19 protein-coding genes are annotated in these 19,501 nt (G+C 68.0%); 11 read left to right on the top strand and 8 right to left on the bottom strand.

The genetic code is table 11. The features are described from left to right. Positions 1-4: 4 nt before the first annotated feature. The 4 genes from DK26_RS24550 to DK26_RS24535 form a co-directional block, all read right to left on the bottom strand. Positions 5-787 carry an ABC transporter ATP-binding protein gene (locus DK26_RS24550; RefSeq protein ID WP_066478428.1) on the bottom strand — a complete coding sequence of 261 codons (783 nt, stop codon included), beginning with the start codon at positions 785-787 and terminating at the stop codon, positions 5-7. Positions 788-947: 160 nt separating this feature from the next. Next, positions 948-1,940, bottom strand: a complete 993-nt coding sequence (locus DK26_RS24545; protein WP_083533571.1) for an ABC transporter substrate-binding protein — start codon at positions 1,938-1,940, stop codon at positions 948-950. Between the two features lie 69 nt (positions 1,941-2,009). Then, the gene (locus DK26_RS24540) at positions 2,010-2,843 is read right to left on the bottom strand and encodes an ABC transporter permease (RefSeq protein ID WP_083533570.1); all 834 of its coding nucleotides are present in this window, start codon (positions 2,841-2,843) and stop codon (positions 2,010-2,012) included. Continuing rightward, on the bottom strand, positions 2,840-3,682 hold the full coding sequence (locus DK26_RS24535) for an IclR family transcriptional regulator (protein WP_066478423.1): 843 nt from the start codon (positions 3,680-3,682) through the stop codon (positions 2,840-2,842). The genes DK26_RS24540 and DK26_RS24535 overlap by 4 nt, the downstream gene beginning before the upstream one ends. A 118-nt stretch (positions 3,683-3,800) precedes the next feature. On the opposite strand from DK26_RS24535, the gene DK26_RS24530 reads away from it, so the two are divergent. The 3 genes from DK26_RS24530 (at position 3,801) to DK26_RS24520 (ending at position 6,688) form a co-directional block, all read left to right on the top strand. Continuing rightward, positions 3,801-4,499 (top strand): hypothetical protein, encoded by a 699-nt coding sequence (locus tag DK26_RS24530; protein ID WP_066478420.1) that lies wholly within the window; start codon positions 3,801-3,803, stop codon positions 4,497-4,499. Continuing rightward, entirely contained in the window at positions 4,499-5,281 is a 783-nt protein-coding gene (locus tag DK26_RS24525; protein WP_066478416.1) for an SDR family NAD(P)-dependent oxidoreductase, read from the top strand. The genes DK26_RS24530 and DK26_RS24525 overlap by 1 nt, the downstream gene beginning before the upstream one ends. A 162-nt stretch (positions 5,282-5,443) precedes the next feature. Next, positions 5,444-6,688, top strand: a complete 1,245-nt coding sequence (locus DK26_RS24520; RefSeq protein ID WP_066478413.1) for an amidase — start codon at positions 5,444-5,446, stop codon at positions 6,686-6,688. A 503-nt stretch (positions 6,689-7,191) separates the two neighbouring features. Here DK26_RS24520 and DK26_RS24515 read toward each other — a convergent pair. Next, a complete protein-coding gene (locus tag DK26_RS24515) occupies positions 7,192-7,515 on the bottom strand; it encodes a hypothetical protein (RefSeq protein WP_066478412.1) in 324 nt (107 codons plus the stop codon). Between the two features lie 183 nt (positions 7,516-7,698). Between DK26_RS24515 and DK26_RS24510 the strand changes: the two genes are divergently transcribed. From DK26_RS24510 to DK26_RS24500, 3 genes are all read left to right on the top strand, one after another. Beyond that, on the top strand, positions 7,699-8,676 hold the full coding sequence (locus DK26_RS24510) for a TIM44-like domain-containing protein (protein WP_066478411.1): 978 nt from the start codon (positions 7,699-7,701) through the stop codon (positions 8,674-8,676). A gap of 141 nt (positions 8,677-8,817) precedes the next feature. Beyond that, the gene (gene dapB / locus DK26_RS24505; protein WP_066478575.1) at positions 8,818-9,624 is read left to right on the top strand and encodes a 4-hydroxy-tetrahydrodipicolinate reductase; all 807 of its coding nucleotides are present in this window, start codon (positions 8,818-8,820) and stop codon (positions 9,622-9,624) included. 5 nt (positions 9,625-9,629) lie between these two features. Next, positions 9,630-10,253, top strand: a complete 624-nt coding sequence (locus DK26_RS24500) for an alpha-ketoglutarate-dependent dioxygenase AlkB (RefSeq protein ID WP_066478408.1) — start codon at positions 9,630-9,632, stop codon at positions 10,251-10,253. Between the two features lie 71 nt (positions 10,254-10,324). Here the strand turns inward: DK26_RS24500 and grpE are convergent, their stop codons facing one another. Both grpE and DK26_RS24490 read right to left on the bottom strand, forming a co-directional pair. Beyond that, positions 10,325-10,903: a nucleotide exchange factor GrpE gene (gene grpE / locus DK26_RS24495; RefSeq protein WP_248310099.1), complete on the bottom strand. Its 579-nt coding sequence runs from the start codon at positions 10,901-10,903 to the stop codon at positions 10,325-10,327. A 111-nt stretch (positions 10,904-11,014) separates the two neighbouring features. After that, positions 11,015-13,822, bottom strand: a complete 2,808-nt coding sequence (locus DK26_RS24490; protein ID WP_066478574.1) for a [protein-PII] uridylyltransferase — start codon at positions 13,820-13,822, stop codon at positions 11,015-11,017. A 279-nt stretch (positions 13,823-14,101) separates the two neighbouring features. Between DK26_RS24490 and DK26_RS24485 the strand changes: the two genes are divergently transcribed. The 5 genes from DK26_RS24485 (at position 14,102) to DK26_RS24465 (ending at position 18,225) form a co-directional block, all read left to right on the top strand. Next, entirely contained in the window at positions 14,102-15,076 is a 975-nt protein-coding gene (locus DK26_RS24485; protein WP_066478401.1) for an aliphatic sulfonate ABC transporter substrate-binding protein, read from the top strand. A 19-nt stretch (positions 15,077-15,095) separates the two neighbouring features. After that, complete coding sequence (locus DK26_RS24480; RefSeq protein WP_066478399.1) at positions 15,096-15,923, top strand: ABC transporter permease; 828 nt, start codon at positions 15,096-15,098, stop codon at positions 15,921-15,923. A 10-nt stretch (positions 15,924-15,933) separates the two neighbouring features. After that, the gene (locus tag DK26_RS24475; protein WP_066478396.1) at positions 15,934-16,716 is read left to right on the top strand and encodes an ABC transporter ATP-binding protein; all 783 of its coding nucleotides are present in this window, start codon (positions 15,934-15,936) and stop codon (positions 16,714-16,716) included. A 170-nt stretch (positions 16,717-16,886) separates the two neighbouring features. After that, the gene (locus DK26_RS24470; RefSeq protein ID WP_066478393.1) at positions 16,887-17,612 is read left to right on the top strand and encodes an ATP-binding cassette domain-containing protein; all 726 of its coding nucleotides are present in this window, start codon (positions 16,887-16,889) and stop codon (positions 17,610-17,612) included. 103 nt (positions 17,613-17,715) lie between these two features. Next, the gene (locus tag DK26_RS24465) at positions 17,716-18,225 is read left to right on the top strand and encodes an OsmC family protein (RefSeq protein ID WP_066478386.1); all 510 of its coding nucleotides are present in this window, start codon (positions 17,716-17,718) and stop codon (positions 18,223-18,225) included. A 7-nt stretch (positions 18,226-18,232) separates the two neighbouring features. On the opposite strand, the gene DK26_RS24460 is transcribed toward DK26_RS24465, so the two are convergent. Further along, entirely contained in the window at positions 18,233-19,474 is a 1,242-nt protein-coding gene (locus DK26_RS24460; RefSeq protein WP_066478383.1) for an MFS transporter, read from the bottom strand. Between the last annotated feature and the right edge of the window lie 27 nt (positions 19,475-19,501).

Below are 19,501 nucleotides of genomic sequence, written 5' to 3'. Positions count from 1 at the left end.
GCTCTCAGTACTTGATCACGCCGAAGCGCCGGAAGGCGTCGTGGATGCGGTCGGCATAGGTGTTGAAGCTTGGATAGTCGCCGAGATGGGCCGGGCGGGGCCGCGGCAGTTCGATCTTGATCTCGTCGACGATCCGTCCCGGCGTTGGCGACATCACCAGCACCCGGTCGGACAGGCCGATCGCCTCGTCGATCGAATGGGTGATGAAGACCACGGTCTTGGCCTGCTCGAGCCAGAGCATTTCGAGGTCGTGCCGGATCTGGGTGCGGGTGATCGCGTCGAGCGCGCCGAAGGGCTCGTCCATCATCAGTACGGACGGATCGTGGATCAGCGCGCGGGCTATCGAGACGCGCTGGCGCATGCCGCCCGAGAGCTGCTTCGGGTAGCGGTCGACCGCGTGCGAGATCCCGAGTTTCTTGAATAGATCGAGCGCCCGTTCCTTCGCCGGCGCGGGCGGCAGGCCGCGGATCTCGGCCTGCAGCATGACGTTCTCCAGCGCCGTCCTGAATTCCAGCAGGAGATGGTCCTGGAAGACGATGCCGATATCGGTCAGCGGCTCGCGCAGAGGCTTGCCGTTGACCAGGAGTTCGCCACTGCTGGTCGGGATCAGCCCGGCCGCCATAAGCATGAAGGTGCTCTTGCCGCAGCCGGAGGGGCCGATCAGGCTGACGAACTCGCCGCTCCGGATGTCGAGTGTCAGCCCGTCGACGGCGGTGAAGCCGCCGAAGGTCTTGACGATGCCGCGCCCCTCGATCGAGGCGGCGGCGGAAGCGGCTGTGGCGGTCATTTTTCGTTCCCAGTCGAGAACCGAACCGTCATTCCGGGCAAGCCGCGAAGCGGCGTAGGCCCGGAATCCATCGAAGGGCGTCGTGCTCTACGATGGGTTCCGGCGCTCCGCTGCAGTGCGGCCGGAATGACGGCGCGGTTCCGGTGACGCTTCGTGCGGTCTACGAGCAGGCCGGCGGCGAAGCCGGCAGCAGCTCGGTGGTGTAGTAATCGGTGATCGGCTTGTCCTTGGGCAGGCCGAGATACTGGGTCAGCAGCTCGAAGCTGGTGTTCCAGTTCTTCTCCGGCACCTTGCCGAGCGCGGTCGCGCCGGGCGCGCAGAGCAGCTTGTTGACGACCTCGAACTGCGCCAGCACCTGCGCCTTCTTCACCGCGGGGAACTGCGCGACGACCGCATCGGCGGCGGCATCCGGGTTCTTGCGTGCGGCGTCCCAGCCCTGCAGGCTCGCCTCGATGAACTTCTTGTAGAGATCGGCATCGGCCTTGATCTTGTCGTCGCGGGCGATGATCGAGAGCCCGACCGTCGGCACGCCGACATCGCGATAGAACATGTCGCGCACCTTGAAGCCGCGCTCGCGGATCTGGATCGAGTGGAAATCGGCGCCGCCGAGGATGGCGTCGACCTTCTTCTCGAGCAGCGCGCCGACGAAGGCGCCGGGATCGATGTTGATGACGTCGACCTTGCTCTTGTCGATCTGGTTCGAGGCGAGGATCGCGTCGAGCAGGATCGTCTGCGCCGTGCCGGGCTGGACCGCGAGCTTCTTGCCCACCAGGTCCTTCGGCGAGGCGATGCCGCTTTCTTCCAGCGAGATGATGGCGAAGCCGTTGGTCTGCAGCACGGGGGCGACGATCTTCACCGGCGCGCCCTTGGTGCGCAGCTGCATAGCGGCCGGCGCATCGGCGAAGCCGACATCGCTCTGTCCGGTCGCGACCATCTGAGCCGTGGTGCCCGAGCCCTTGCCCTCTTCGATCGTCAGGTTGATCCCGGCCTTCTCGTAGAGACCCATCTGCTTGGCCATCATGAAGCCGGCATTCGGGGCCGCGGCGAGGAAGTTGAGCGTGATCTTCATCGGCTTGCCGCCGGCCTGGGCGAGCGCGCCGCTGGTGCCGAGCGCCAGCACGGCGGCTGCGGTGAGCAATGTCCTTCTGAGCATGGTCCTGTCCTCCCTTATGATTCCGGTTTGCCCGGATTGATGGTCGTTCCCTTGGCCTTCAGTCGGTCTTCAGCCCTTGCGCTGCCATGGCATCAGCAGCATTTCGAGCCCGTCGACGAGATAGCTGAACAGGATGCCGACGAAGCTCAGCGCCACCAGGCAGGCGAAGATCAGCGGCATGTCGAGGAAGCTGGTGCCACGCAGCAGGAGATAGCCGAGCCCGGCGTTGGCACCGACGAATTCGCCGACGATCGCGCCGGTCGCGGCGAAGACCGCCGACACCTTGAGCCCCGAGAAGATGTAGGTCAGCGCCGCCGGAACCCGAACATAGCGGAAGGTCTGCCAGGCCGAGGCGCCCATCGAGCGCGTGAGGTAGAGCACGCGCTCGTCCAGTGCCCTAAACCCCGTCATGCTCGCAACCAGCGTCGGGAAGAAGCAGAGCAGGAAGGTCAGCAGCACCTTCGGAAACAGGCCGAAGCCGAACCAGACCACGAAGAGCGGTGCGATCGCGATCTTCGGCACCAGCTGGAAGAAGACGATGACCGGATAGATCGCCTTCTCGAGCAGTTTCACCGAAACGATGATGTAGCCGAGCGGGATCGAGATCACCGCCGCCATCAGGAAGCCGAGCACGATCTCGTTGGCGGTGACCAGCGTGTGCTGGAAGATCAGGGCGCGGTCGGTCCAGAGGCGCTCGAAGAAGGCACTGGGGACGGGGAGGATGTATTCCGGGATGCCGGCGGCCGGCACGAACCATTGCCAGGCGAGCAAAAGCACGGCGAAGCTGGCGAGCGGCCAGGCTATGGCGGAGGCGAGCGCGCCGGCCCTGGCACTGCTGGTCGTGGCCGGAGGCGGGGCGGAAGTGGTGGCGGTGCTGTTTGTGGCGGCGTTATTCTGGCTCATGCGGGTGTTCCGGTTGCCGCCGCGCGCAGGCGCGGCGCTTGCGCGCCGGCCGGCGTGATCTGTCGGCGGCGCAGCGGCCAGATTTCGGCCATGGCCTGCGCGGCGTGCCGCAGCGCGCTTGCGATCTCCTCGCGCCGGACTTCGTGCATGCGCTGCAGCGGGCCGGCGACGCTCAATGTCCCGGCGATGGCCGCCTCCGGCTCGGGGCCTGCGCGGAAGGTCGCCGCCATGGCGACGGTGCCGATCTCGCCCTCTTCGATCGCGACCGCGAAACCGCGTTTGCGGGTCTCGTCGAGATGGGCGCGCAATTCATCGACGTCGCCGAGGGCATTCGGGCCGGTGCGTCCCTCCGCCTCGAAGCCGCGGGCGCAGACGATACGCAGCGCTTCCGCTTCGGGCAGGCTGGCGAGCCAGGCTTTTCCGGTCGCGGTGGCGTGCAGCACGATGTCTGTGCCCATCGGCGGCTCGTAGCGCAGGCCGGCGGTCGCGCCCTGGGCGCGGGCGATCCAGACCAGATCCTCGCCTTCGACGACGGCGAGGCGGCAATATTCGCGGGTGGTGCGGGCGAGGTCGTCGAGCACGAGTTGGCCGGCGTCGGGCAGGCCGCGCAGGTCGAGATTGCGGAAGGCGAGCTGGGCGAGCTTCAGGGTCAGCCCATAGGCGCCGGAACTGGCGTCCTGCGCGACGAGGCCGCGTTCGGCGAGCGTCGCCAGCAGGCGATGCGTGGCGCTGACCGGCAGGTCGAGCCGTTCGGCGAGCAGGCTGAGATCGGCGCCCTCGGCCTCGCCGGCCAGGGCTTCCAGTATCTTCAATGCGCGCTCGACCGCAGCGATCGTCACCCGTTTCGTCCCGTTCGATATTGTTATTGGAAATGATTTCCAATTTGGATTCGATTTTCGTATAGAGACGGAAAGGGGCCGAGTCAATGTGCCCGGCAGCGAGCCTGACGGAGGAAAGATGAGCCTGGCGGGTGAGGGGGCGGTTGCGATCTGGCACGACATCGCGCCGGAGGGCAGGGCGGAGTTCTATGCCTGGCATGGCGAAGAGCACATGCCGGAGCGTGTCGGCATCCCCGGCTTCCTGCGCGGCCGGCGCTATGTCGCGATCGAGGCAGACCTCGAATTCTTCAACCTCTACGAGGCGCAGACCGTCGAGGTGCTGAAGGGGCAGGACTACACTGCCCGGGTCAACGCGCCGACGCCTTGGACATTGTCGGCCGTGAAGCATTTCCGCTCGGTCGCTCGCTCGATCTGCAAGGTCGCTCATACGTCTGGGCCCGCCCAAGGCGGCCTGATCGCGACGCTGCGCTATGACGTGCCGGATGAGGCCGCCGAGAGCCATAAGGCCGCTCTGCTCCGCGGCCTCATTCCCGATCTGCTGGCCCAGCCGGGCATAGCCGGTGTCCATCTGCTGACGGCCGATGCGCAGGCGAGCGGCGTCGCCACTGCCGAGCAGAAGGCGCGCGGGGTCGCCAACGCCGTGCCGCGCTGGGTGCTGCTGCTGGAAGGCTGGGGCGACGAGGCTGACTTCGTCGCGCTGGCGAAGGCTGAGCTCGGCGCCGACCGCCTGGCGGCGCTGGGCGGCGAGGGGCCCTTCACGCTCGGCCTCTATCGCCATCAGATCACCCGCACCAAGACACAATGGAGTGCCGGCTGATGAGCGTGCGCTACGATCTCTCCGGCCGCTGCGCCATCGTCACCGGCGGTGCCGGTGGGATCGGTCGTGGCATCGCCCGGGCTCTTCTGGCGGCTGGCGCCAGCGTCGAGCTCTGGGACCAGGACGCGAATGCGCTGACCGAGGCGGTTGTCGATCTCGGCCGCCGCGTGAGCAGGCGCCATCTCGACATCAGGGTGGCGGGGGCTGTCGAGGAGGCGGCGCAGGCCGCGTTCGCCAGCCATGGCCGCATCGATATCCTCGTCAACAATGCCGGCGTGCTCGGCGAGGTGAAGCCGATCTGGGAAACCTCGCCCGAGAATTTCCAGCGTGTGCTGCAGGTCAACCTGTTCGGCACCTATCTGGTGACGCGCTCAGTGGTCGGCCTGATGCGCCAGCAGCCGCCACGCGCGCCGAGCGCCGGCGGCCATCCCTTGCGCGGCCATGTCGTCAACATCGCCTCGATCCAGGGCAAGGAAGGCATGGCCATGGCCGGCGCCTACTCCGCCTCCAAGGCGGGGCTGATCGCGCTGACCAAGAGCGTCGCTCGCGACACTGCGCTGGACGGCATTATGGTCACCGCGGTGACCCCTGCGGCAGCAGAGACAGCGATGGCGAAGGAGATCTCCGCCGAACGCCGGGCGGATATCCTCGCCCGCATCCCGATGGGCCGCTTCGTCGAGGTCGACGAGATCGCGCGCATGGTGCTCTGGCTCTCCTCCGACGAATGCTCCTTCTCTACCGGTGGCATCTTCGACCTTTCCGGCGGGCGGGCGAGCTACTGAGCCGCCTCGCCTGAAGCCCGCATGGCCCCGGCTGCTATAGCGGGGCCATGCACCAGACTGCTACATGGCCGCGATTTGCCGGCTACCGCAGCGCGACGGCTTCGTGCCAGCATGCCTTGTCCGGCCCGAGCCTGCGGCCGCTATGCCATCCAGGAACGTGCCATGCTTTCGGTTCGCGAGATTGCCCGCCGTGTCGCCAATGGCGAGGTTTCCGCCCAGGCGGCCCTCGCCGAGAGCGAAAGCCGCATCGAGGCGCGCGACGGCGAGCTGCGCGCCTTCGCCAGTCGCCCGCAGGCCTTGGAGCCGGGCGAGGGCCCGCTCGCCGGCATCGCCTGCGGCGTCAAGGACATCATCGACACCGCCGATCTGCCGACCGGAATGGGCTCGCCGATCTATGAGGGCTGGCAGCCACGCGCTGACGCCGCGATCGTCATGGCGCTGAAAGCGGCCGGCGCGACGATCGCCGGCAAGACCCAGACCACCGCCTTCGCCTTTCTCGATCCCGCCCCGACCCGCAATCCGCACGATCCGACTGCCAGCCCCGGCGGCTCGTCGGCCGGCTCGGCCGCGGCGGTCGCAGCCGGGCTGATCCCGCTCGCCATCGGCACGCAGACCGGCGGTTCGGTGATCCGCCCGGCGGCCTATTGTGGCGCGGCTGCCATCAAGCCTTCCTATGATCTGCTGCCCACCGTCGGCGTGAAGCCGTATTCGCGCTCGCTCGATACGCTCGGCCTGATGGCGGCCAGCGCCGACGATCTGGGCTTCGCCCTGGCGGCGCTGACCGTCCGGCCGGAACTTGATGCCACCGAGGCATCGTTGCAGGGGCTCCGGCTCGGCCTCAACCGCCAGGAATTCGCCGAGGCGCCGGAACCTGCCTGCGAGGAGGCCTTGCAGCGCATCGCCGCGCTGGCGCGGCAGGCCGGCGCGAGCGTCGTGGAACGGGTCGCGCCTGCCGAGCTCGCCGATGCCTTCAAGGCGCACGGGCCGCTGCAGGACTGGGAGGCGACGCAGGCCCTGGGCTGGGAATATGCCAACCATCGCGATGCCTTGCCGCCCAAGCTGCGCGCCTATCTCGACGAGGCCCGCCGGACGACGCCGGCGCAGTACGACGAGGCGAGGCGCGTCGCGCGGCGCGGGCGTCACGTCACCGAGGCCTGGCTCGGCGAGGTCGATGTCCTCGTGACCTATGCCGCACCCGGCGAGGCGCCGGCGACGCTGGCCTCGACCGGCGATTCCCGCTTCAACCGGCTTTGGACCCTGATGGGGACGCCATGCCTGACCGTGCCGCTGATGCGCGGCCCGCGCGGCCTGCCGGTCTCTTTCCAGCTCGTCGGACGCTTCGGCGCTGACGCGCAGGTGATTGCCGTGGGCAAGGCGCTGGAGCGACTCATCGTGGCCGCCGCTTGACGAAACGTCGGCCGGAGGGTGACGTCTGTTCCGCGTGGGACAATATTGCGCCGCAACAACTCGGGCGGGATTGTGATGGTCACTGTCTATTGTTGACCTGTGAATACTAAAGCCTTTTACGAGAAAGGTCTTGATCTTGACCATATACAAAGCGAATGAATGCTTTAACCCTTGATTAAGGTCATTGCTCTCGCCGGCTTCCGCTTCTCGCGCCGTTTCCGCTTGCGGCGAGGCTCGATTCTGCTAACGTCGGCGACAGGTCAATGACAAAGGAGGGTTCAATGAGCCTTGCGCTAAGTCTCGACCGGTTGGCCATGGGAGCGGCTTTTCTGCTGGTTCTGGCGATCGTGGTCGGAGCGTTCTGACAAAAGTCAGTCTGAAGTCGAAGGACCATAGAGACGGTTAGGGGAGCGTCGCCGGAAGAAACCGGCGGCGCTTTTCCTTTTCCGGGGTCTCGTTGCAAGCCCCGTTCGGCCTGAGGTGCCGCGCTCGCGGTGCTCCGCTCAGCTCTCGGGGCAGGGATTCTCGCTGACCTCCCAGGACATCATGTTGATGACCCGGCCGCACAGGGCGAGGCGTCGTCCCTTGGTGGTGCGGATGCAGGCGGTCGCGCCCTCCGCGATCTTCTTGCCGTCGCTCCAGCAGAAGCAATAGGGCTCGGGCGCCTGGGCCATTCGCGGCCGGTCGAGCGCCTCGGCATGGTCCTGCGCTTGCGCCGGCAGGAACTGCGCCTGGAGCGCCAGGAGCAGCAGCGATGTCGCGAGAGGCGCGGCGAGGCATGATGCCGTCGCGCCGGTGCGGTGCAGCCTCCGAATGATCCGGATCATGGCCTGCTCCTTTCGTTCGCTGTCGCTGCGTAACGAAGCCGAAAGCATAGCATGGAGCGCTCGCGGCCTAAACCGCCCGCCGCTGGCGGAAACTGCGCTTTCCGGCAGGGCTCTCACCTTGCGAAAGTCGTACGACCCCTCCATATTTGCGCGAAGAGGGCCAATCCGGCCCCGGGAGGGACCATGTCTTTGATTTCGCTTGCCCGGCGTGGCCGGGCCGTCGCCCTTGTGGCTGGTGCGCTGTTGCTCGTTCCCGTCCTCGCCGAGGCTCGGCCCGGCGGTGGCAAGGGCTTTGGCAGCCGCGGTTCGCGCACCACGCAGCAGGTTGCGCCGACCCAGACGGCGCCGACCGGCGCTGCGCCGATGCAGCGTACCGCGACCCCTGCGCCCAGCGCTTCGGCGGCCGCCCCCGGCGCTGCCGCCGCCGCCCAGGCGGCGCGTCCGTCTTTCGCCCGCAACATGATGATGGGCATCGGCGCTGGTCTGCTCGGCGCCGGCCTGTTCGGCCTGCTCTCGGGCGCCGGCTTCGGCGGCCTTGCTGGCATGCTCGGCATGCTGTTCCAGGTTGCGCTGATCGGCGGCCTGATCTGGCTCGCGCTGCGCTTCTTCCGTCGCCGCTCGCAGCCGCAGCTCGCCGCTGCCGGCGCGCCGCTTGATCGTGCGCCCTATCAGCCGGAGCAGCCGCAGGCTGCGCAGCGCGTGGGCGGCATGATGGGCGGCATGGGTGCGGCGACTGCCGCGGCCAAGCCGGTCGAGTTCGAGCTCGCGCCGGCCGATTACGGCAGCTTCGAGCGTCTGCTCAACGACGTCCAGATCGCCTATTCGAACGAGGATCTCGGCACGCTGCGTCGTCTCGCTACCCCGGAGATGGCTGGCTATTTCTCCGAAGACATCGCCGAGAACGCCGGCAAGGGCCTCGTCGACCGCGTCGCCGACGTCAAGTTGCTGCAGGGCGACCTCGCCGAATCCTGGCGCGAGGCCGGCGTCGAATACGCCACGGTCGCGATGCGGTTCAGCTCGCTCAATGCGCTGGTCGAGCGTGAGGGCGGCCGCGTCGTCGAGGGCCACGCCACGATCCCGCGCGAGGTCACCGAGCTCTGGACCTTCGTGCGTCCGCGCGGCGGCCAGTGGCAGGTCTCGGCGATCCAGCCGGCCGAGTAAGGCCAGCTTCACCTCTTATCGGAACGGCCGGGTTCGCCCGGCCGTTTTTCGTTTCGGCCGGCGCCGAAGCGGCTTATAGGCATTGCCGTCGCCCGCGTGGGCGCTGGCTTGGCATTTCTGGAGCGTTTCATCATGAGCGACATGCGCCTCGTCGTCGTCGGCGCCGCCGGCCGGATGGGCCGCACGCTGATCAAGGCGGTCGCGGAGGCGCAGGGCTGCGTGCTCAGCGCCGCGATCGAGCGTCCCGGCTCGCCCGCGATCGGCCAGGACGCAGCGGTGCTGGCCGGCCTGCCCGCCAGCGGCGTCATCGTCACCGACGATGCCCTGCCAGCCTTCGTCGAGGCTGAGGGCGTGCTCGATTTCACCTCGCCTGAGGCCACAGTCGCCTTTGCCGGCCTCGCCGCCCAGGCTCGCATCGCCCATGTCGTCGGCACGACCGGGCTGGAGCCTGGCCATCTCGCGAGGCTCGAGGCCGCCGCGCGGCATGCGGCCATCATCCGCTCCGGCAATATGAGCCTCGGCGTCAATCTCCTGGCTGCGCTGGTGCGCAAGGTCGCCACGACGCTCGGCGCCGACTGGGACATCGAGATCACCGAGATGCATCACCGCATGAAGGTCGACGCGCCCTCGGGCACGGCGGTGCTGCTCGGCGAGGCGGCGGCGGAAGGCCGCGGCGTCGATCTCGCCCAGGCCCGCGTCGCCGTGCGCGACGGCCAGGTCGGGGCTCGCCCGGCCGGCGCGATCGGCTTTACCGCTTTGCGCGGCGGCACGGTGGTCGGCGATCACAAGGTGATCTTCGCCGGGGCTGGCGAGCGGCTCGAGCTCGCCCATATCGCCGAGGATCGCAGCCTGTTCGCACAGGGCGCGGTCAAGGCGGCGCTCTGGGGCCGCGGCCGCAAGCCCGGGCTCTATTCGATGGCCGACGTGCTCGGGCTCGACAAGTTCTGATCCCGATGGCGCCGCTCGCGGTTGCCCCCGGCGTCACCCATTGGCCGGGGTATCTCGACGCAGGTGAGCAAGCGGCGCTGGTCGGCGAATTGCGCGAGGTCGCGCGGCAGGCGCCGTTCTTCGTCCCGCGCATGCCGAAGACGGGAAAGCCCTTCTCGGTCCGGATGACGAATTGCGGCGCGCTCGGCTGGGTCTCGGACGAGCGCGGCTATCGCTACCAGCCTGATCATCCGGAAACCGGTGCGCCCTGGCCGGCCATGCCTTCGCGGCTGCTGCGCGCCTGGGAGGACCTCGCGGGCTATCCGCATCCGCCGCAGGCCTGCCTGATCAATTTCTACGAGCAGGCGGCAAAAATGGGGCTGCACCAGGACCGTGACGAGGAGGACTTCGCCGCGCCCGTCCTGTCGCTCTCGCTCGGCGACACGGCCGTCTTCCGCATCGGCGGCACGGTGCGCGGCGGCAAGACGGTTTCGCTGAAGCTGGCCTCGGGCGATGCGCTCGTCTTCGGCGGCGAGGCGAGGCTGGCCTATCACGGCATCGACCGCATCCTCGCGGGCTCGTCGAGCCTGTTGCCGCAGAGCGGGAGGATCAACCTGACGCTGCGCCGCGTGACCAAGCCGCCGGTCTGATCCTCGACGGCTCGGCCAAGAAGATTGACTAAGACGAGGGCGAGCGACCTCGCTTGCCCTTGCGCTGTCGCTTAGTTGCCGGAGGCCTCGTCAGGGCCTTGGGCGCCGTTCGCCGTCGGCTTGGCGCTGCCGGCCGAGACGCCGACCAGCGCCGGCCGCAGCACGCGCTCGCCGATCTTGTAGCCGGTCTGCACCACCTTCGAGACCAGGCCCTTGGCGATGCTCTCGTCGGGCGCCTCGAACATCGCCTGGTGCATGTTCGGGTCGAACTTCTCGCCATGCGGCTCGATGCGCCGCACGCCATGGCGCTCCAGCGTCTTGAGCAGTTCGCGCTCGGTGAGTTCGACCCCTTCCACAACGGACTTCAAGGCCGAATCGGCGGCGGCCTCGGCTGTCGCGGGCACGCTCTCGATGGCGCGGCGGAGGTTGTCTGCCGAGCCCAGCATGTCGCGGGCGAAGCTGGTCACGGCATAGGCCTTGGCGTCGGCGATCTCGCGCTCGGTGCGGCGGCGCAGATTCTCCATCTCGGCGAGCGTGCGCAGCAGCTTGTCCTTGAGGTCGTCGCGTTCGGCCTCGGCGGCGGCGAGGGCGTCGGGCGCCTGGCCCTCAGTCTCGATCTGGGCTTCCGTCTCGGGCTTGGGATCGTCCATCGCAGGGTTCTGCGTCATCGCGTCATCAAACTCCGGTCATGCAAACTGTCAGGGGCGGGAGCTGGTCCCGCGCCTGTTTCGAGGCCGATATCGGATTTCGGTCGCCCGAAATCAAGCTCGGGCTGGTGCTTTGCCCCGCGCGGCCGGGGTCTTGTCGTGGTCGAAGCTGAATACGGCGAGCAGCGCCTGGCGGATGATCAGCTGGCGCGCCGTGGTCGTGATCTTCGCTCCGGTCAGGTCGGTGACGTAGAACACGTCGACCGCCTTCTCCCCGAAAGTGGCGATGTGGGCCGAGGCGATGTTGAGATTGAGCTTCGAGATCGCGGTGGTGAGATCGTAGAGCAGGCCCGGCCGGTCGAGCCCGGAAACCTCCAGAACGGTGTGCCGGGTCGATAGCACATTGTCGATGATGACCTCTGGCGCGACCTGGAAGGTTTGGCCGCGTGGCGGCGGGGCGCGGCGCTGTGCCACCAGATCGGCGATCTTGATCTCGCCCTTGAGCGCGCGCTCGATCGCCGCAGCAATCCGCTCGGCGCGGCGCAGTTCGTCGTCGTCGCGCTCGAAGGCGCGCGAAACGAATATCGTGTCGAGCACGAGCCCGTCGCTCGTGGTGAAGATCTGGGCGTCGACGATGTTGCCGCCGGCCGCCGCGCAGGCGCCGGTGACGATGGCGAGCAGCCTCGGATGGTCCGGAGCCAGGATGGTGAGCTCGGTCACGCCGCGGAAGCTGTCGGTCTCGACCTTGGTGGCGGTGGTGCGCCCAGCCGCCTCGGCTGCGTGCAGGAAGCGCGCATGCTGCTCCTGCCGGTCGAGCTCGACCTTGAGCCAATAGGCCGGGTAGTGCCGGGCGAGATAGGCTTGAACGGCGTCCCGCTGCCAGTCGGAGAGCTTTTCGGCGAGCGCGTCCTGCTTCAGCTCGACCCTTGCCTTGCGCTCGATCGCCGAATGGCCGCCGGCGAGCACCATCTCGGTCTCGTAATAGAGCGTGCGCAGGAGCTGACCCTTCCAGCCGTTCCAGACGCCGGGGCCGACAGCCTTGATGTCGGCGACGGTGAGCACGAGCAGCAGCTTCAGCCGTTCCAGCGACTGTACGATCGCGGCGAAACTCTCGATCGTCTTGGGATCGCCCAGATCGCGGCTCTGGGCGATCGTCGACATCACCAGATGGTTTTCGATCAGCCAGACCACGGTCTCGGTCTGCGCCTCGCTCAGGCCGAAGCGCCGGCAGAGCTTGCGCGCAATGCGTGCTCCCGCGACCGAATGGTCCTCCGGCCGGCCCTTGGCGATGTCGTGCAGGAACAGCGCGACATAGAGGGCGCGCCGGTTGGCGATCGAGGCGAAGATCGAATTGGCCAGCGGATGCTCGGCCTCCAGCGCTCCGGCATCGATCTCGGCGAGGATGCCGATCGAACGGATCAGATGCTCGTCGACCGTGTAGTGATGATACATGTTGAACTGCATCATCGCGACGACGCGGCCGAAATCAGGGATGAAGCGGCCGAGCAGGCCGGATTCGTTCATGCGCCGCAGCACGGCCTCGGGCGAGCGGCGCGAGGTGAGGATCTCCAGGAAAATCCGGTTGGCCTCGCGATCATGGCGCAGCTGGGCCGTCACCAGGCGGAGCGATTGCGTCACCAGCCGACTGGTATCGGGGTGGATCGCGAGGTCGTCGCGGCTGGCGATCTCGTAGAGCCGGAGCAGGTTGACCGGGTCGCGCTTGAAGGCGTCGTCGTCGATGACGGCAAGGCGCTGGCCCTTCAGCGTAAAATCGGGATGGCCGAGCGCGCGCACGCGCTTGCGTTTGGTCAACGAGCCGAGAAGCCGCGTCAGCGTGGCGCGCGGCTTCTGCTGGCGCGCCTCCAGCGCGGCGCAGACGATCGCGGTGAGGTCGCCGACGTCCTTGGCCGTGAGGAAATAGGCCTTCATGAAGCGCTCGACCGGCGCCTGGCCATTGCGGCCGGCATAGCCGATCGCCGCCGCAACTTGCCGCTGCAGGTCGAACGAAAGGCGTTCCTCGGCCCGGCCAGTGATGAAATGCATCCAGCAGCGCACCCGCCAGAGGAACTCCTCGGCGCGCTGGAAAATCGCGAGTTCTCTTGCGTCGAACAGACCGGCCTCGACCAGATCCGCGGGATCGTCGACGCGATAGGCGTATTTGGCGATCCAGAACAGCGTGTTGAGGTCACGCAGCCCGCCCTTGCCGTCCTTGACGTTGGGCTCGACGAGATAGCGCGAGGTGCCGGCCCGCATCACCCTGGTCTCGCGCTCGGCAAGCTTGGCCTCGGTGAAGGCGGGCGCCGTGCCCTCGACGACTTCGGCGCCGTAGCGCCGCTGCATCTCCTTGAACAACGTGGCATCGCCGGCGACGAGACGGGATTCCAGCAGCGCGGTGCGGATCGTCATGTCGCCGCGGGCTTCGCGGATGCAGTCCTCGATCGAGCGGACGGAATGGCCGACCTTCAGCTTCAGGTCCCAGAGCGGGTAGAGCACGGCCTCGACCACGCTCTCGCCCCAGGCGGTCTGCTTGTCCGGAAAGAGGAACAAGAGGTCGACATCCGACCCGGGGGCCAGCGTGCCGCGGCCATAGCCGCCGACGGCGACGACGGCCATGCGCTCGCCGGAGGAGGGGTTCTGGACGGGATAGAAATGCCGTGTCGCCGCAGCGTGCAGGCTGGCGACGACGGCATCCATCGAGGCCGAGAGCCGCTTGGCGCAGGCAAGACCATTGCGGGTCCGGGCGAGGAGGTCCTTGGCCGAAACGCGGCCTTCCTCGAGGGCGTCGCGCAGGGCCGCGACGAGTTCGGCGCGCAGGGCCTCGTTTCCACCGCGGAGTTGTCGTGCCAGCTTTGCGACGGCCGCAGCCGGGTCCTCGATCAGCTCGGCCAGTTTCGGGGCAGGCTTGTCGTTGGTCGGCTGCACGGCTGTGTCTTCGCGGCGAGGGGGCTCGGGAACGATCCCTAGCACGATGCCGGCCATGGCAGAAATCTCTATTGAACAGAGAAGTAATGTACAAATTGGCTAAGCCGGATTTCGGAAGTATTGTTTGACAAACAGAACGCGTGAACCTAAAAACCGGATACGCGCCGATTTGAGCCACCAGCTTGCGGGCGCGAAACAAGTGCAGCTAAAGCGTGGGGCGCGGGAGGCCCGGCAAGGGCCTCCGATCCCTTCGCAGCCATATGACGAAAGGGAAACGCCATGATCCGGACTCTGCTTCCGAGCCGCCGCGCCGTCCTTGCCGGCTTTGCCGCTCTCACCGTCGCAGCCGGCACCGCTTTGGCCCAGGCGCCGAAGGAAATCCGCATCGATTACGCGACCTATAATCCGGTCGGCCTCGTCCTGAAGGAGCGCGGCATCCTCGAGAAGGCGCTGGAAGCCGACGGCATCAAGGTGCGCTGGGTCTTCTCCGCCGGCTCCAACAAGGCGCTCGAATTCCTCAATGCCGGCTCGCTCGATTTCGGCTCCACGGCCGGCGCCGCTGCGCTGATCGGCAAGATCAACGGCAATCCGATCAAGTCGGTCTATGTCTATTCGCGGCCGGAATGGACGGCGCTCGTCACCGGCGCCAAGAGCGAGATCACCAAGGTTGCGGATCTCAAGGGAAAGCGCGTCGCCGTCACCCGCGGCACCGATCCGCACATCTTCCTCGTCCGCTCGCTCGCCGATGCCGGCCTCACCGAGAAGGACGTCAAGCTCGTCCTGCTGCAGCATGCCGACGGCCGGCTCGCGCTGGAGCGTGGCGATGTCGAGGCTTGGGCAGGGCTTGATCCGTTGATGGCGGCTGCCGAGATCGAGAGCGGCGCGAAGCTCTTCCACCGCAAGGCGGCCGACAACACCTGGGGCGTGCTCAACGTCCGAGAGGAGTTCGCCGAAAAGAACCCGGATCTCGTCCGCAAGGTGCTCAAGGCCTATGAGGAGGCGCGCGCCATCGCCCTCGCCAATCCAGGCGAGGTGAAGAAGGCGCTGGTCGAGGCGACGAAGCTCTCCGATGCGGTGATCGAGCGCCAGCTCACCCGTACCGAGCTGACCCACAGCAATATCGGCCCGGCCCAGGCCGAGACCATCCTGGCCGCCGGGCTTGCCCTGCAGCAGGCCGGGGTTCTGCCTGCGAGCACCGATGTGAAGGCCGCGGTCGACGCGCTCCTCGACCGGCGCTTCGCCGCCACCAACTGAGCGGCGTGACCGGGCGGCGATGAGCGCGATCGAGATCGGTACGGCCTCGGTGCCGGCGGCTGCGCCGGCAAAGCGGTCCGGCAAGGCGCGGCTGCGGCTCGCCGGGCTGGTGCTGCCGGTCGTGCTCGCGGTGATCTGGGAGGTGCTGGTCAGGACCGGCCTTGCCAATGGCCGGCTGATGCCGCCGCCGAGCGTCGTCGGCGCGACGCTCTGGGAGCTCGCACGCAGCGGCGAGCTCGCCACGCACGCCGCCGCGACGCTCTGGCGCGTGCTCGCCGGCTTCGGCATCGGCGCCGTCGCCGGCACGGTGCTGGGCGCGCTGACGGGCGCCTTGCCCGTGGCGCGCAGCCTGCTCGACCCGACCCTGCAGGCGCTGCGCGCCATCCCGTCGATCGCCTGGGTGCCGCTCTTCATCCTCTGGTTCGGCATCTTCGAGGCGTCGAAGGTGGCGCTGATCGCGGTCGGCGTCTTCTTCCCGATCTATCTCGGCGTCGCCGCCGCTATCCTCTCGATCGACCGCAAGATCGTCGAGGTTGGGCGCGTCTTCCGCCTGGGTCGGCTCGCCATGGTCCGGCGCGTACTGCTCCCGGCGATCCTGCCGGACTGGTTCACGGCGCTGCGCGGCGGCCTCGGCCTCGGCTTCATGTTCGTTGTCGCCGCCGAGATCATGGGCGCGAGCGAAGGTCTCGGTTATCTCCTCGTCGACGGCCAGCAGCTTGGCCGGCCGGCCACCATCATCGCCGCGATCATCTCCTTCGCGGTGCTCGGCAAGCTCGCGGACGGCGTGCTCGTCGCGCTCGCCCGGCCGTTCCTGCGCTGGCAGGACACGGCGCGCGACAAGCTCTGAGGGCGCGGCGATGCTGACCTTCGACAAGCTCTCCAAGACCTATGCCGACGGCACCAGGGCGCTCGCCGGCATCACCGCCGAGGTGGCGGCGGGCGAGATCCTCGCCCTTGTCGGCGGCTCCGGCTGCGGCAAGACCACCTTGCTGCGCCTCGTCGCCGGTCTCGACCGGCCGAGCGAGGGCCGCATCGTGCTGGACGGCAAGGCGATCACCGAGCCGCGTGCCGATGTCGGGGTGATCTTCCAGGAGCCGCGGCTGTTCCCCTGGCTCAGCGTTGCCGACAATGTCGGCTTCGGCCTGTCGGATCTCGCAGCCGGCGAACGCCAGCGCCTCGTCGGCCATGCGCTTGAGCGGGTCGGCCTTGGCGGCTACGACAAGCGCTGGCCGCGCGAGCTCTCCGGCGGCCAGCAACAGCGCGTCGCCATCGCTCGTGCCCTGATCACCCGCCCCAAGCTCCTGCTGATGGACGAGCCCTTCTCGGCGCTCGACGCCACCACCCGGGCCAGCCTGCACGAGCACCTTTTGGCGCTCTGGGAGGAAAGCCGCCCGACTGTCGTGATGGTCACCCATGATGTCGAGGAGGCGGTGACGCTGGCCGATAGGATCATGGTGATGCAGCCGAGGCCGGGCCGCGTCTTCGATGAGCTCGACAACCCGCAGACCCGGCCGCGCGACCGGCTCTCGCCGGCCTTCGAGGCGAGCAAGCGCGAGGTGCTGCGCACGCTCGACCGCTCGCTGCGCGACGACCAGCCCCAGCAGCACAAGGCCGCCGAGAGCGCGGGGATGTGGTGGTGACGCAAGGGTGTTTCGTTTGACAAAGCGGACGAAAGAACCGTATTAAAGGATACGCGCCGATTTGAGCCTCAGCTTGCGGGCGCGAAATAAATGCCGCTAAAGCGTGGGAGACGAGAAGGTGGCCGTGGCCGCCTGCGCTTCCCTTCGCCTGATCTGGAAGGAAGCGCCCGATGTCCGTCTGTTCCCATGATCCAAAGCTCTTCGCTGCTGGTTTCGACGCCGCCGCCCTGCGTCCTGCTTCCGGGCAGGTTGTCGCGCTGCTCGGCGGGCCGGTCGCTGGACGCAGCGCCGTGCTGCGAGCCCTTGCCGGTCTTGATGCCGATGCCGACCCAGTGCCGACTGCCGAGCTTGGCCTGCTCGGTTCCCGCCCGAGCTTCTTTCCCTGGCTCAATCTTGCCGAGAACCTCGCTTTCGCGCTTCCCGGCGCGACGCCTTTCGCCCGGGAAGGGTTGATTGCCAATGCCCTGGTCAGGGTCGGTCTCGGTGGGCTGGCGGAGCGGCGGCCGGGTACCGTGTCGGCGGTCGAGCTGCAGGGCCTTGCGATCGCCCGGCTGTCGCTGCTGCGCCCGAAGCTGCTGTTGGTCGACGCGCCCTTCGCCGAGCTGGACGAGGAGGCGCAGCGCCGGCTCGCCGCGCCGCTAGCGGACCTCTGCCGCCAGGGGCGGCCGGCGGCTGCGATCGCCACGGGCTGCGTCGAGGAGGCCGTTCGTCTCGCCGACCGCATCCTCGTGCTGCCGCAGACGCCGGGGCCGCTCGCCTTCAGACTCGACAATCTCCTGCCATATCCGCGTGAGCCCCGCTCGGTCGGCTTCGTCGCCCTGCGTCGCGAACTGCGCCGCTCCCTGGAAAAGGAGCTCGGTGCGGCGCAGCCGGAGGTGGCGGAAGTCGCCGCGTGAACCGTGCGTGAGGCGGGGCGCTGCCCTGCCGAAAACCGCATCCGTTTTTCCGCCCGATGCGGTAAACCCTGCCGGCATCCGTTTCGATCGAGGACAAGCCATCATGGACGTCACCGCGCTCCGCGCCCTCCAGGCGCCGCTCAAGGACAAGTATCGCGAGGCGCCCGATGCGGCGGTGATTACGCTCAAGGCCAAGGGCGAGCTCGACGACCAGCACATCGCCTGCAAGGTCGAGACCGGGCGCGCCATCGCGCTTGCCGGCCTGCATCCGGCGACCGGCGGTTCTGGCGCGGAGCTCTGCTCGGGTGACATGCTGCTGGAAGCGCTGGTCGCCTGTGCCGGCGTCACGCTGAAGGCGGTTGCGACAGCGCTCGAAATCGAGCTGAGGAAGGGCGTCGTCCGCGCCGAGGGCGACCTCGACTTCCGCGGTACGCTCGGCGTCGCCAAGGACGCCGCCGTGGGTTTCAAGGCGATCCGCCTGTTCTTCGACGTCGAGACCGACGCGCCGCAGGAGAAGCTCGACAGCCTGCTCAAGCTGACCGAGCGCTATTGCGTGGTCTTCCAGACGCTGAACGTAAAGCCGGCGCTGTCGGCGACCCTCAAGGCCGGCTGAACCAGCCTTAGGTGGGGAGCGGACGCGGCGTTCCGTCCGCGTCCGTCGCTTCCGGCTCCTGCGAGATCGGCGCCGCCAGTGGATCGATGATGGCGAAGGGCCGCTCCGCCATCTGCTCCGGCGGCGCGCGGTGCCTGATCCGCAGGCCCGCGACGGCCGCCAGCGCGATCGCCGCGGCGGCCATGAAATAGAGCAGCCCGTTGATGTCGAGCTGGCCCATCACCTGGGCGCCGAGGATCGGGCCCAGCGCCGAGCCGATGCCGCTGACCAGGATCAGCCGTCCGCTCACCGCCACCACGCGGTCCTGGGGCATGCGATCGAGCGCATGGGCGACGCAGACCGGGTAGAGCGTCGACATGAAGCCGCCGAGCAATGCCGCGATCGGGAGCACGAAGACGAGCCTCGGAGGCACGAGCTGGATCAGGATGGCTGCGACGGCGAAGCCTATCGCCAGTCCGGCCAGGACGACCCGCCGGTCGCCGCGATCCGAGACCTTGCCGACCGGGACCTGGAAGGCGAAGCCGCCGAGCACCGCGACCAGCATGAACAAGGCGATCGTTGCCTGGGGAATGTCGTTGCGCGCCATCCAGGCGGGCACCAGCGCGTAGAAGGCGCTGGTGACGATGCCCGAGACGATGCAGCCGATCACCGAAACCGGAGCCTGCCGGGTCAATTCGCCATAGGGGAGGGAAGCCTCGGGCGCGAGCGCCGGCGCCTCGGCCCGCGTCGCGCTGACCATCATCAGTGCCAGCGCGAACAGCGCGATGATGATGAAGAACGGGGTCAACGAGACGATCGGCAGCTTGCCGATCAGCAGCTGGCCTGCCGCGAGCGCCAGGAAGGTGCCGACCATGTAGATAGAGAAGATCCGGCCGCGCTGGTCGGCAGGGGCCTTGGCGTTCAGCCAGCTCTCGGTGGTGATGAACAGGCCGACGCAGCCGGTGCCGATCGCCATCCGGCACAGGATCCAGCCGAGCGGCGAGACGAAGAGCGCCATGCCGGCCGTGCCGACGACGACCATGCCGGCGAAGGCGGCATAGGCGCGGATATGCCCGATGCGCTGGATGATGGCGCCGCTGCCGACGGCGCCGATCGAGAAGCCGATGAAGTAGGCGCTGAGTACGATGCCGGTCAGCGTCGGGCCGAAGTTCTCGGTGGTCAGCCGCAGCGACAGGAAGGTGTTGAAGAAGCCGTTGGCGAGCTGGACGAGGCTCGTCGCGGCGATGAGGGTTCCGATCTGGACGAGCACGTCGGGCGATCTCCTGCGCAGCGGGTC

This window comes from Allobosea sp. WAO (assembly GCF_001509835.1).
Lineage (GTDB): Bacteria > Pseudomonadota > Alphaproteobacteria > Rhizobiales > Beijerinckiaceae > Allobosea.
The sequence above is the reverse complement of the archived record's forward strand: the minus strand, read 5'-3'. Positions and strand labels throughout refer to the sequence as shown.